This window comes from Pseudomonas sp. ML96 (assembly GCF_000761545.1).
Classification (GTDB): Bacteria; Pseudomonadota; Gammaproteobacteria; order Pseudomonadales; family Pseudomonadaceae; genus Aquipseudomonas.
The window spans coordinates 51,771-64,995 of record NZ_JPMY01000016.1 but is presented as its reverse complement, the minus strand read 5'-3'; the positions used below and the strand labels follow the sequence as shown (position 1 = coordinate 64,995).

The following is a 13,225-nucleotide window of genomic DNA, read 5'->3' as shown; positions in this document are numbered from 1 at the left end:
TGCCTCTTGAGGTCGTCAGCTAATGGCCCAAAGCTGATATCGGACCTAAATCACTCTGACATTCATACCACCCGACGCGGGGGGGTATGAGAGGCACTGCGCAATCGTAGGATGCGACTCGGCCAGCCGCGGATAAATGCGGTGGGCATCGGATAACGCCCGTCAGGGATCGCATCATGAGCCAGCCTCTCCTTATTGCAGCTGCAGCCGTTCTCCTAGTCGTGCCTGGCCATCTCCTGGCAGGTGGTCTAATGCTTTACGAAGTCGGTACGGACAACGTCGGCCTGGCCAATGCGGGCGCGGCCGCGCGTGCCCAGGGGCCTTCGACTCTGGCTAGCAACGTGGCTGGCATCGCCTGGTTGCCTGGCACGCAGGTCAGTGCCGGCGCCCAATTTCTGCATGGTCATCTCGAATTCGAAACCGATGGCGCCACCAATGTCGCGGGTGTCGATGGCGGTAACGCGATGGAGTGGGCGCCGGGAGGCAGCCTGTTCGTTTCCCGGGAGCTCGGCGAGGGCTGGTCGGTCGGCTTTGCCAGCTACGGTGACTTCGGCCTGAGCCTGGATTACGAGAACGACTGGAGCGGCCGGTACTTTCTGCAGAACGGCGAAATACTCGGCATGTCGCTGATGCCGGCGCTGGCCTATCGCGCGAACGAGCAGTGGTCCTTCGGCCTGGGCGTGCGCGCCTTCTACGCCGCGCTGGATAGCCAGCTGGCGATCGACAACGAGCCCTTCGGCCTGCTCGAACGGCCGGACGGACGACTGAGCTACAGCGACCACGACTGGGGTTATGGCGCCAACCTGGGGGTGATCTACGCCCCCGTGCCGGGTACCCGCCTGGGTTTGAGCTACACCAGCGAGATCGATATCGAACTGGAGGACGGCCTGGACCTCGAGGGCGTCGGTCCGATCACCACCACGCTGCTGAATGATCGTGGCCTGCTCGGCGCCGACACGCGACTCGACATGCAGGTGCCGCAGACCCTGACCCTCAGCCTCTATCAGCAACTCGACTCGCGCTGGGCGCTGCTGGCCAGCGTCAACTGGCAGGACTGGTCGAGGTTCGGCGAGGTAGGTATCGAGCTCGACAGCAACCGGCCGCGCTCGGCCACGCTGGAGGCCAACTACCGCGATACCTGGCATCTCTCCCTCGGCACCCAGTTCCGCTTTGCTCCGCAGTGGCTGTGGAGCGCCGGTGTCGGCTTCGACAGCTCGCCGGTGGATGACGACGACCGCAGCCTCGCGGTGCCGATGGCGGAAAGCTGGCGCTTCGGCACGGGCCTGACCTACAGCCTGGATGGCCACACCGATCTGAACCTGAGCTACGAGCTGGTCTGGCTCGGCGATATGGCTGTCCGCCAGGAAAAACCACTGCCCGCCGGTGAGCCGAAGCAGGTCTCCGGAGAGTTCGAAGACGCCTGGATTCAGGCCCTCAGTGGCAGCGTCACCTGGCGCTTCTGAGATGACCGCATCGAAAGCCCCGACGGGGCAGGGTTCTGCGCATACCAACCTGTGCCGAGCGGCACGCCCACACTGGAGAACACCTATGAGAGTCGCGCCAACGGCCTTGCTGGCTGCCCTCGGCCTCGGACTGGCCACACCCGCTGCGGCTGCCGACACGGATCAGCTGCTGCAGATTGCCAAGGATGCCTACGTCTACGGTTACTCGCTGATCACCACGGAGGTCACCCGTGTGCAGATGACCAACGTGGCCAAGGTGGACAACGAGCACGCGCCCATGGGGCAATTCATCAACGTCAAACGCTACCCGCCGGCCGAGTACCGCGGCGTGTCGGCGCCCAACGCCGATACCCTGTATTCGATCGCCTGGGCGGACCTGGACGAGCCTCAGGTGTTCAGCCAGCCGGACATGGGCAAGCGCTACTATCTGATGCCCATGTATGACCTGTGGATGACCATCTTCCATTCGCCGGGTGCGCGCACCGCCGGTGGCGCTGCGGCCAACTATCTGCTCACGGGGCCGGGCTGGGAGGGGGAGGTGCCCGCAGGCATGGTGCAGATCAAGTCCGCCACCCGGAAGATGCTGATCCTCGGGCGCACCTACGCCGATGGCAGCGCGCAGGACTACGAAGCAGTCAACGCCCTGCAGGCGCAACTCAAGCTCACGCCCCTGTCCGCCTGGGGCAAGCCCTATACACCGAAGGCTCCGGCGGTGGACCCGAATCCGGGCTTCAGCATGACCGCCAAGCCGCAGGAAGTGATCCTCGGCATGAGCACTGAGGCCTACTTCAACAAGCTCGCCACCCTGATGTGCGAAGACGCTCCGCCAGCCGCCGAGGATGGCCCCATCCTGGCCCGCATGGCCCAGGTGGGTATCGAGCCGTGCAAGCCATTCGAGCTGGGCAAGCTGGATGCGGACCTGCAGAAGGCACTGGCGGATCTGCCTGCGCTGGCCCTGAAGGAGATCGGTGCGAACCAGCGTTCCCTGGGCAGCAATATCAACGGCTGGACCTATACCAAGGGCCTCGGCGTGTACGGCACGCACTACATGAAGCGCGCGCTGGTCGCCGCCTTCGGCTGGCCGGCGAACGTGGAGCAGGATGCCGTCTACCCCTACACCACGGTGGACAGCAGCGGGCAGAAACTCAATGGCGCCAACCGCTACACCCTGACCTTTGCCAAGGGGCAGACGCCGCCGGTGAATGGCTTCTGGTCCATCACCATGTACCAGATCGACCAGGGTTGGTGGTTCGTGCCCAACCCGCTGAACAAGTTCACCGTCAGCCCGCGCAACGATCTGCAGTACAACGCCGATGGCTCACTGACCCTGTACTTCCAGCACGAGTCGCCCGGCAAGGACAAGGAGGCCAACTGGCTGCCGGCGCCGAAGGGCGACTTCCTGCCGATGCTGCGCATGTACTGGCCGAAGGACCAGAGCCCGTCGATTCTCGATGCCAGCTGGAACCCGCCGCAGGTCGTCCGGGCCGAGTAACGCCCGCTTTACCCCCGCCCTTGTGGGCCGGGCCTTCTTTTCGTGTACTCGCCGGGGCGTCTGCCGTCTCTATCGCTCACCCCTCGTCGATGGGGGGTGAAGCGGCGCCGAATCTCCCTATGTTGTCCCCGTGCCGTCGCGGCGCGCGGCATGGCCCGCGCCGGCGATAACTCGTATCTCTTATAAGAACAATGGAGCGAAGCCGTGCTGGGTTTGATGCAGGACCACCCCCTACTTATTTCCTCGGTGCTCGAACACGCACTGCGCTCCCACCCGTTGACGCCGATCGCCTCGCGCACCGTCGAAGGCCCCATACACCATTGCACCTATGCCGATGTGGGGCGTCGTGCCAAGCAGATGGCCAACGCCCTGACTCGCCTCGGCATCGCGCCCGGCGAGCGTATCGGCACCCTGGCCTGGAACGGCTACCGACACATGGAGCTGTACTTTGCGGTGTCCGGCATGGGGGCCGTGCTGCACACCATCAATCCGCGGCTGTTTCCCGAGCAGATCGAGTTCATCGTCCAGCATGCCGAAGATCGTGTGCTGTTCTTCGACCTCACCTTCAGCGCGCTGGTCGAGCAGCTGGCACCGCACCTGCCGGGAGTGAAGGCTTTCGTCGCGATGACCGAACGGCGCCATATGCCGGACATCCAGATACCCAACCTGCTGTGCTTCGAGGAGCTGATCGCCAGTGAGAGCGAGGAGTTCGTCTGGCCGTGCCTCGACGAACGCCTGGCGTCCTCCATGTGCTACACCTCCGGCACCACCGGCAATCCCAAGGGCGTGATGTATTCCCATCGCTCCTCGCTGCTGCATTCGCTGGCGCTGTGCACGCCTGACGGCTTCGGCCTGTCCGCGGCGGACTCCGCGCTGCTGGTGGTGCCCATGTTCCACGTCAACGCCTGGGGCATGCCCTATGCCTGCGCCATGAGCGGCGCCAAGCTGGTGCTGCCGGGCCCGGCGCTGGATGGCGCGAGCCTCTACGAGCTGATGCGCAGCGAGCGGGTGACCCTGGCCCTGGGAGTGCCCACGGTATGGATGATGCTGCAGCAGCATGTCGAGACCCAGGGCCTGGCGCCTGCCGCCGAGCTGTGCCTGGAGCGGGTGGTGATCGGCGGTGCGGCGGCGCCACGCAGCCAGGTCGAGCGCTTCGAGCGGGATTTCGATACCCGGGTGATGCATGCCTGGGGCATGACCGAGATGTCGCCGCTGGGTACGGTCTGCAATCCGCTGCCCAAGCACGCCGGCGCCGATCTCGAGGCGCGCCTGGACCTGCAGGCCAAGCAGGGCAGAGCGCTGTTCGGCGTGTCGATGAAGGTGGTCGATGACGAGGGTGTGGAGCTGCCACGCGACGGTCGCTCGGCGGGTCACCTGCTGGTGCAAGGGCCGTGGATCGCCAGCCACTATTACCGCAACGACGAGACGATCCTGGACGCGCAAGGCTGGTTCGATACCGGTGACGTGGCCACCATCGATGCCGATGGCTACATGCAGATCACCGACCGGGCCAAGGACGTGATCAAGTCGGGCGGCGAGTGGATCTCCTCCATCGACCTGGAAAATGCCGCCATGGGCCATGCGGCGGTCGCCGAGGCGGCCGTCATCGGCATCCCCCACGAGAAGTGGCAGGAGCGCCCGCTGCTGGTGGTGGTGCTGAAGCCGGGCAGGGCGGCGAGCAAGGCGGAGCTGCGCGACTTCCTCGCCGAACGGGTGGCCAAATGGTGGCTGCCGGACGACGTGGCCTTCGTCGACGAGCTGCCGCACACGGCGACGGGCAAGCTGCTGAAGATGAAGCTGCGCGAGCGGTTTCGCGACTATGTTCTGGCCGGGGACTGAGACGAAGGCGGTGTTTCCTGGCTGGCGAACCGCAGCCACAAGGAACGATACTGCGAGGCACCAAGCTTTTTTCCCTGCCTGAGGCGCTGTGAGTGGAAAGAATGGAGCCCGAGCTGGTACTCAAGACAACGCCGCCGAGAAGCCAGAAGAGCGCTTTTCGCCGCGAGCGCCTGAGCCTGGAAGCGGAAGAGTTGGCCTCGCGCATGGCCATCTCGGCGCATGCGCCGGCCGGCTTCGGCAAGACCTGGCTGCTGGCGCAATGGCGCCGGGAGCTCCTTTCCCGTGGCGCTGTGGTTGCCTGGCTGACCCTGGATGGCCGCGACGACAGCGTGCGCTTCGTCCAAGGGCTGGCCGCCGCCATGCTGGTGGCCAGTGGCCGCCCGGCGTTCGCCAGCTCCGCCAACCAGGCCATGAGCCGTCGCGATGCCTTGGGCGACCTCACCGAGTGGCTGGCGGAAGTGGCCGACCTGGGCTGCGAGGTGGCACTGATGCTCGACGAAGTCGACGCGCTGCCGGACGCCACCATCCGCGTCGCCCTGACCTATCTCCTGCACAATGCTCCGGCCAATCTGCGCGTGCTGATGGCCTCGCGCCGGCGTCTCAACCTGCAGTCCGCCGAACTGCAGGCGCGGGGCATCTTCCTCGGCCTGGGCCTGGAGACCTTGCGCTTTCGCGTCGATGAAACCGTGACCGTGCTCGGCAGCCGTTTCGCCGAAGGCCTCGACATCGACCACAAGGTGCTCCTGCATGATCTGACCGAGGGTTGGCCGCTGGGCTTGCAGCTGGCCGTGGCGGCCATCGAGCGGAGCTCAGGAACCGAGCGTGCCATCCACGAACTCAAGGCCTGCACTGGCGACATCCAGCGTTATTTCGTCGACAGCCTGGTGGACAAGCTGCAGCCGGATCAGGTCGACTTCCTCACCTGCATCGCCGTGCCGGAAGCCCTGCATCCCGAGCTGTGCATCGCGCTGACCGGCAACCCCGCTGCCGCGGAGCTGATGGCAGAGCTATGTGCCAGCACACCGATATTCGCCGAGGGCCAGGGCAGCGACTGGGTACGCATTCACCCACTGGCCCGTGAATTTCTCCAGCAACGTGTCGCCTTGCTGTCTGCCCCCAGGCGCGGCGAACTGCATCGCCGGGCCGCCGCGTGGCTGGAGGCGCACGGCTTCTTCGAAGAGGCAGCACGCCATTACCTGAATGCGGACGTGCCGGCCCAGGCCTACAGCATGATCGAACAGTGCCTGTACGAGATCATGCTGCGCGGCCAGTTCAATCGGGTCATCGAATGGGTGGGCGAGCTGCCCGCCGAAGAGGTGGAGTCGCGGCCGCGCATGTGCCTGGCGGCGGCCTGGGCGCTGGCCATGAGCGAGCGCTCGGCGCAGGCCCAGCATCTGATCGTCAAGCTGCAGTCGGACCCTTCGGTGGATGAAGAGGCCAGCTGCGAAGCCGCGGCCATTGCCTCCGCGGCGGCTTATTTCCGGGATCGTCCGGACGAGTCGCAGGCCATCATCGGGCGCTGGACCGAGTCGCCGCCCAGGAGCTCGATCAAGGTGCAGGCCATAGTGGCCAACCAGCAGGCGCGCCTGGCGTTATTCCGTGGCCAGCCGGAAGCGGCACGCCGCATCTGCCGCAAGGCGCCGCAGTTCAGCTGGACGGAAGGGCTGGACGCCATTCGCGGCTTCGCCGAGTGGGTGATTGGCGTCACCTACCTGTGGGAGGGACGCATGCTGCCGGCCGCGGAGTCGCTGAGCGGCACCCTGCAGCGTGCCGAGCAGGACATCGGCCGGCGCAGCTCGGTGGCGACCCTGCTGGCTTCCTCCCTGGCGGCGGTGCTGCTGGAGCGGGACGAGCTGGACGAAGCGACTACCGTGCTGGCCAACCGGCTGGATGTGGTCGAGCGTCTGGCCAGCCCCGATGCCATAGTCTTCGGCTTCGTCACTGCGGCCCGCCTGGCGGGTCTGCAGGGGCAGGCGCACCGCAGCCACGATCTGCTCGAGGCGCTCTACGCCCTGGGCGACGAGCGCGATGTGCCGCGCTTCCGTATCGTCTCGCTGGGCGAGCAGATCCGCCTGCACGCCTTGCAGGGCAGGGCGGACACCTGTCAGGTGCTCTGGCGTCGACTCGAAGAAGTGATTCCGCCGTGCTTCCATGATCCCGACAGCCTATTGGCGCCCGAGCTGCGCTTGCATGCCGGCGTGGCCCGCGCCTATGTCCTGCTGACACAGCGCGCCTGGCCGGAGCTGCTGGCGGCGGTCGCCGAACTGCATGAGCTGGCCAGCAGGATGCGCCGTGGCCGCGAGCTGGTTCAGGCCCTGTTGTTCAAGGCCCTGGCCCTGCACGAAACGGGGCGCGATGGCCAGGCCAGCCTGCAGGAGGCCAACAGCCTGGCGCAGGAATACGGCATGCGCCGCGTGCTGGTGGATACCCATCCGCTGCTGGCCCGCTGGAGCCCGTCGGCGCAGGCGGACGAGCCCGCTCAGGCCGCATCGCGAGCGTCGCTGACGGAGCCCGTCGCCCGTGTGCCCGCGGCGAAGGTGACGCCGAGTCGCCTGCTCACCCCCAAGGAGCAGGAGGTCCTGCAGCTGCTGGCGCGCAATCTCTCCAACAAGCAGATCGCCCTGGCCCTCAATGTCGGCGAAGAGACGGTCAAGTGGCACCTGAAGAACCTGTTCGGCAAGTTCCAGGCCGGCACCCGCCGGCACGTGGTGGACCGTGCCTACATGCTCGGCATCCTCGAGGCCGAGCGCTGATCGCCTGACCCCGGCCTGAAGGCCGGACCACCCGCCCCCCATCCCACTCGTGCATCCCCCCATACGCTGGGGGGGGAATGCCGCGCTCCCCCGCATACCTTCTCTCCATGGATTTTCGTGCTCACCGGGAGGTGGGCGCCCGACCTTGGGGAGCAACCATGGCAGAACGAGTGCTGATCGCAGGAGTGGGGGTGACGCCATTCACCCCGCTGGCCGTGCGCGGCTCCTTGCCCGAGCTCGCCGGCCAGGCGGTGCGGATGGCTCTCGAAGACGCACGCATCGACTACGACCTGATCGACCAGGTGTTCATGTCCAGCGTGAACACCAGCGTCGGGGTCAGCGAGCAGCTGCTGATGCAGATCGGCCTGTCCGGCATTCCGCTGTTCTGCATTCGCGACGGCGGCGTGGCCGCCAGCACCGCGGTGCATCTGGCGCGCAACAGCATCCTCGCCGGCGAGGCCGAAGCGATCCTGGTGCTCGGCGTCGAGGATCTGCAGGCAGGCGTCTCCAAGCGCATGTTCTTCGGTCTGGACAACTTCCCCGATGACGACTGGAGCGAGCTGATTCGCCCTGGCGACCCGCTGAGCATGATCGCCCAGCGCGACCATCCGGCCGCCCTGTATGCCGCGCAGATGAACTGGCTGCAGGAGCGCATGGGCCTCGGCGATCGCTGCTTCGAGCAGGTCGTCGAGCGTGCCCGCGCGCAGGCGCGCCTCAATCCAGGTGCCCTGGCCGTTGCTCCCGAGCGTGGCGAGTGGCTGCCGCCTTACCTGTGCCCGCCGGCCTGCGGCGCGGCCGCGGTGCTGCTGTGCTCGGCGGCCTTCGCCGCGCGTTATGGCTCGCGCGGTGGCGTGGCCATCCTCGGCAGCGCACGGGCCGGCGAGACATTGTCGGAACTGGCCACCGGCAACCTGCTCGATGTTCTCGGTCGTGCGGCCACGCGGCGTGCCGCGGCACAGGCCTACGCGCAAGCCGGGATCGGTGTCGAGGACCTCGACGTGGTCGAGCTGCACGACCAGAGCGTGGGCGACTACCTGGTGTTCAGCGCGGCGTTGGGTCTGTGCGAGGAAGAGGGAATGGGCGAGTTCGCACTGCGTACGCAGACGAAGCCCGCCGTATGCCCCTCGGGAGGGCTGCTCGGATGCGGCCTGGTGCCAGGGGCCAGCGCCCTGGCGCAACTGGCGGAGCTGGTGCGCCAGCTCCGTGGCGAAGCGGGAACGCGGCAGGTACCGGGGGCGCGGGTCGGTCTCCAGCACAGTGCCGCCGTCGGGCGTTCGGTCACGGTCACGATTCTCCAGCGGGTCTGAGGCCGAGCGCAGCATTCATAACCACACAGCGAGTATCACGATGAACAACAAGAACAATAAAACCTGCCACCACCTGCGGCCGAGCCTTCTGGCCTCGGCCGTGCTGGTCGGCCTGGGCAGCTTGCCCGCACAGGCCTTCGAACTCGATACCGGCATCGATGACCTGCAGGTGCGCTTCGACAACACGGTCAAGCTCAACTATGCCCAGCGCGTGGAAAGCGCCAACTCCAAGCTGGCCAACTCTTGGAACAACAACGACGGCAACCGCAACTTCTCCGCCGGCAGCGCAGTGTCCCAGCGCATCGACGTGCTGCACGAGCTCGATGTGGTTTATCGCCGCCAGTTCGGCTTTCGCGTCAGCGGCAACTCCTGGTACGACCACGCTTACGACGATGTCGGCAGCGCCAACGCCTCGACCAATCAGCACGAAAACGGCGTGGTCGATTCGCGTGGGCTGAGCAGCTACGCCGACCGCTATTTCAACGGCCCGTCCTCGGAAGTGCTCGACGCCTTCGTGTTCGGCAGCGTGGAGCTCGGCGAGGAATCGCTGCTCAGCGGCAAGGTCGGCAGCCATACCCAGTACTGGGGCGAGACCATCCTGGCGTTCGCCCACGGCAACAGCTATGGCCAGTCCGGCCTGGACATCGCCAAGGCCCTGGCGGTGCCGGGTACCGAGGCCAAGGAGCTGTTCATTCCGCGCAACCAGATCTCGATGAACTTCCTGGTGAACCCGGAGCTGTCCTTCGGCGCTCAGTACTTCCTCGACTGGGATGCCTCGCGCTTGCCCGAATCCGGTACCTACCTGGGCTTCAACGACGCGATTCAGCACGGCAGTGACGACCTGTCGCTGATCGCCCAGGGCAACCCGATGTTCGGTGTACTGCCGGGCGCTCCGCAGTTCTTGCGCCTGAACGGTGGCCACACCTACACCCCGGACAAGCGTGGCGACTACGGCCTGATGGCCAAGTGGAGCCCGGAATGGCTCGACGGCACCCTTGGCCTGTACTACCGCAACACCTCCGACGTGCTGCCGAACCTGGCCCTGCAGGTGGGTGCGATCGGCCTGCCGCAGCTGCAGTCGGGTGTGGTGGGACACTACAACCAGTTCTACGTCGACGACATCGATGTTTATGGCATCAGCCTGTCGAAAAACATCGGCGGCGTCAGCGTCGGCGTGGATGTGAACTATCGCGAGAACATGCCGCTGGCCAGCGTCCCGGCCAACGTCAATCCGTTGGCCCCGGCAGACAAGCCGGGCTTCGTCAGAAGCTTCGACGGCGAAGACGGCGTAGCGCGCGGCAAGACCATGCACGTGGTGGTCAACGGCCTGACCACCTTCGCCGACACCCCGGTGTGGGACGGCGCCTCGCTGCTGATGGAGCTGGCCTACAGCCGCTGGCTGGACGTGACCGACAACGAACAACTGTTCAAGGGCGAGGACTGGTACCGCGGCGTGGACAAGGTCACCCGCGACAACTTCGTGCTCGGGGTGAACTTCACACCGACCTGGTATCAGGTGTTCCCGGGCGTCGATATCCACCTGCCAATGACCTACAACGTCGGCCTCAGCGGCCACTCGGCCGTGCAGCTGGGCGGCAACGAGGACGCCGGCAGCTACTCGGTGGGCGTCGGTGTCGACCTGCGCAACCAATACCGCTTCGACCTCAAGTACGTGGACAACTTCGGCCCGTTCGACACCTGCGAGTCGCTGACCGATGGCGCCGCCCCGGGCGCGAATGGTCTGTACAACTGCGCGCCGGGCCAGACCACCGCATTCGCGGGTACCCCGGCCCAGCTCAAGGACCGCGGCATGGTCACCTTCACCTTCAAGACAACCTTCTGACCAACGATCCAGGAGATCAGAGATGGCCCTTATCAAATCCTTGATGGTCAGCGCGCTGTCGCTCGCCGTGGTCGCGGCCGCCCAGGCCGCCGTTTCGCCGGAACAGGCCGCCCAGCTGGGGCAGAGCCTGACCCCGGTCGGTGCCGAGCAGGCCGGCAATGCCGATGGCAGCATTCCCGCCTATAGCGGCGGTCTGACCAGCGCGCCGAGCGGCTATCAGGCCGGTAGCTCCATGCGCGTGGATCCCTTCGCCGGCGACAAGCCACGCCTGGTGATCGACGGCAAGAACGCGGCCGAACAGGCGGACAAACTCACCGCCACCTCCCGCGAACTGCTCAAGCGCTTCCCGACCTTCCGCATGGACGTCTACCCCAGCCACCGCACCGTGGTGCTGCCGCAGCGCCTGCTCGACAACACCCGCAAGAACGCCACCGCGGCGCGCACCACGGGTGAGGGGCTGGCGCTGGAGAACGTGCTGCCGGGTGTGCCGTTCCCGATTCCCGGCGATGGCAACGAGGCCATGTGGAACCACCTGCTGCGCTACCAGGGACATGCGCTGAACTCCAAGTACGACTCGTGGAACGTCGACTCCTCGGGCAACGCTTCCCTGGCCACCACCGGCGACGCCTACCTGGAGTACCCGTTGTTCGACCCGGCGCGCAACGATGTGCCGGCCAAGCCGGACGACCTGTTCTTCAAGTCCAAGCTCTATTACCAGGGCCCGGCCCGTCGTGCGGGCGAGGCGATCCTGCTGATCGACGCGGTGAATCCGCTGGAGAAACCGCGCCGCGCCTGGCAGTACCTGCCGGGGCAGCGTCGGGTGAAGATGGCCCCGGACATCGCCTACGACACGCCGAACCCCGGTTCCGCCGGCAGCTCGACCTATGACGATGCCTGGGTGTTCAACGGCGCCATGGACCGCTTCGACTTCAAGCTGGTGGGCAAGAAGGAAATGTACGTGCCGTACAACACCTACAAGCTCAACTACCACCCGAAGGCGGCCGACATCACCACGCCGAACCACGTCAACCCGGACCTGATGCGCTGGGAGCTGCACCGTGTGTGGGTGGTCGAGGCCACGCTCAAGCCGGGCAAGCGTCACATCTACAGCAAGCGCACCTTCTACCTCGACGAGGACAGCTGGATCGCCCTGGCTTCCGATGAGTTCGATGCCCGTGGCCAGCTCTACCGTGGCGCCTTCGCCCACATGGCCTACAGCTACGACGCCCAGGCGCCGAACTCGGACAACCACATGTTCTACGACTTCGTCTCCGGCAGTTACAACATCACCGGCATCTACGGTCCGCATGGCGGGGTGAAGTACATCGAGCCGCTCTCCAAGGCCCAGTGGTCGCCGGACTCCCTGGCCGGTACCGGCATCCGCTGACGCACTGCCACGCCACCGGGGCCTGAGGGCTCCGGTGGCCATCAACGAGATCGACTCATGAACATTCTCAAGTGGGCCTTGCTGGCCGGCCTGGCCGCGGCGGTAAGCGCACCGTTCTGCCGGCCGGTGGTGGCACAGGGCTTCGTCGATGTGCTGGACACCCCGGCACAGATCAGCCACCTGGCCCAGCACGGCCTGCTGGTGGGCCTCGCCAGCGCCGGTGAGCGCCTGGTGGCGGTCGGCCAGCGCGGGCACATTCTGTATTCCGACAACGGAGGCGAGAGCTGGCAGCAGGCCCGCGTGCCGGTCAGCTCCGACCTGGTGGCCGTGCACTTTCCCTCGGCCAGCCACGGCTGGGCGGTCGGCCACGACGGCGTGGTGCTGCACAGCGCCGATGGCGGCGAGAGCTGGCAGCGCCAGTTCGACGGTCGCCAGGTCGGCCCCAACATGCTGAATCACTACCGAGCTTTGGCCCGCGCCAACCCGGCGAACGAGGCCCTGGCCGCGCTAGTGGGCGAGGCCCAGCGCATGACCGAGGAGGGTGCGGACAAGCCATTCCTCGACGTGTGGTTCGAGAGCGAGCGGATCGGCTACATAGTCGGCGCCTTCAACCTGATCTTCCGCACCGAGGACGGCGGCAGCACCTGGACGCCCTGGCTGGAGCACACGGACAACCCCAGCGCACTCAACCTCTATGCCATCCGCCCGGCCGGCGGTGAACTGCTGATTGCCGGCGAACAGGGGCTGCTGCTCAAGCTCGACCGCAGCAGCGGGCGCTTCGTCCCCAGCCCAACGCCTTATGCCGGCAGCTTCTTCGGCATCCTCGGTACGCCCGACGTGGCACTGGTCTTCGGCCTGCGCGGCAACGTGTTCCGCAGTGTCGATGCCGGCGCCAGCTGGAGCCAGGTCGAGACCGGCCTGCCGGTGAGCATCACCAGTGGTACGCGCCTGGCCGACGGCCGTCTCGCGCTGCTCAGCCAGGCCGGCCATCTGCTGCTCAGCAGCGACGACGGTGCCAGCTTCCAGCTGCAACCGCAGCCCGCCATGACCCCGGTCGCCGCGGCCCAGGCCTCGACGACGGGCGCCCTGGTGCTGGTCGGCACGCGCGGCGCGCGCCGGCTGCTCGTTCAATGACCCCGCA

Annotated in this window: 8 protein-coding genes; all 8 read left to right on the top strand. The window is 66.5% G+C overall.

What is annotated here, in order from left to right:
• Positions 1 to 173 precede the first annotated feature (173 nt).
• The 8 genes from IP89_RS11965 (at position 174) to IP89_RS11930 (ending at position 13,218) form a co-directional block, all read left to right on the top strand.
• Positions 174 to 1,463: an OmpP1/FadL family transporter gene (locus IP89_RS11965; protein WP_371261942.1), complete on the top strand. Its 1,290-nt coding sequence runs from the start codon at positions 174 to 176 to the stop codon at positions 1,461 to 1,463.
• 85 nt (positions 1,464 to 1,548) lie between these two features.
• A complete protein-coding gene (locus IP89_RS11960; RefSeq protein ID WP_043309750.1) occupies positions 1,549 to 2,955 on the top strand; it encodes a DUF1254 domain-containing protein in 1,407 nt (468 codons plus the stop codon).
• A gap of 204 nt (positions 2,956 to 3,159) precedes the next feature.
• Positions 3,160 to 4,794, top strand: coding sequence for a 3-(methylthio)propionyl-CoA ligase (locus IP89_RS11955; RefSeq protein WP_043309749.1), 1,635 nt, complete (start codon positions 3,160 to 3,162; stop codon positions 4,792 to 4,794).
• 101 nt (positions 4,795 to 4,895) lie between these two features.
• On the top strand, positions 4,896 to 7,547 hold the full coding sequence (locus tag IP89_RS11950; RefSeq protein ID WP_043309748.1) for a LuxR C-terminal-related transcriptional regulator: 2,652 nt from the start codon (positions 4,896 to 4,898) through the stop codon (positions 7,545 to 7,547).
• A 158-nt stretch (positions 7,548 to 7,705) separates the two neighbouring features.
• A complete protein-coding gene (locus IP89_RS11945) occupies positions 7,706 to 8,854 on the top strand; it encodes a hypothetical protein (RefSeq protein WP_043309747.1) in 1,149 nt (382 codons plus the stop codon).
• A 40-nt stretch (positions 8,855 to 8,894) separates the two neighbouring features.
• Positions 8,895 to 10,697 (top strand): DUF1302 domain-containing protein, encoded by a 1,803-nt coding sequence (locus tag IP89_RS11940; protein ID WP_052081055.1) that lies wholly within the window; start codon positions 8,895 to 8,897, stop codon positions 10,695 to 10,697.
• A 22-nt stretch (positions 10,698 to 10,719) separates the two neighbouring features.
• Positions 10,720 to 12,084: a DUF1329 domain-containing protein gene (locus tag IP89_RS11935; RefSeq protein WP_043309746.1), complete on the top strand. Its 1,365-nt coding sequence runs from the start codon at positions 10,720 to 10,722 to the stop codon at positions 12,082 to 12,084.
• Between the two features lie 57 nt (positions 12,085 to 12,141).
• Positions 12,142 to 13,218: a YCF48-related protein gene (locus IP89_RS11930; RefSeq protein ID WP_043309745.1), complete on the top strand. Its 1,077-nt coding sequence runs from the start codon at positions 12,142 to 12,144 to the stop codon at positions 13,216 to 13,218.
• The last annotated feature ends 7 nt before the right edge of the window (positions 13,219 to 13,225 follow it).

Bases quoted from the DNA above. Each gene is read 5' to 3' on its own strand.
- IP89_RS11935 (WP_043309746.1), top strand. From the start codon at position 10,720: ATGGCCCTTATCAAATCCTTGATGGTCAGCGCGCTGTCGCTCGCCGTG.
- IP89_RS11950 (WP_043309748.1), top strand. From the start codon at position 4,896: ATGGAGCCCGAGCTGGTACTCAAGACAACGCCGCCGAGAAGCCAGAAG.
- IP89_RS11945 (WP_043309747.1), top strand. From the start codon at position 7,706: ATGGCAGAACGAGTGCTGATCGCAGGAGTGGGGGTGACGCCATTCACC.
- IP89_RS11930 (WP_043309745.1), top strand. From the start codon at position 12,142: ATGAACATTCTCAAGTGGGCCTTGCTGGCCGGCCTGGCCGCGGCGGTA.
- IP89_RS11960 (WP_043309750.1), top strand. From the start codon at position 1,549: ATGAGAGTCGCGCCAACGGCCTTGCTGGCTGCCCTCGGCCTCGGACTG.
- IP89_RS11940 (WP_052081055.1), top strand. From the start codon at position 8,895: ATGAACAACAAGAACAATAAAACCTGCCACCACCTGCGGCCGAGCCTT.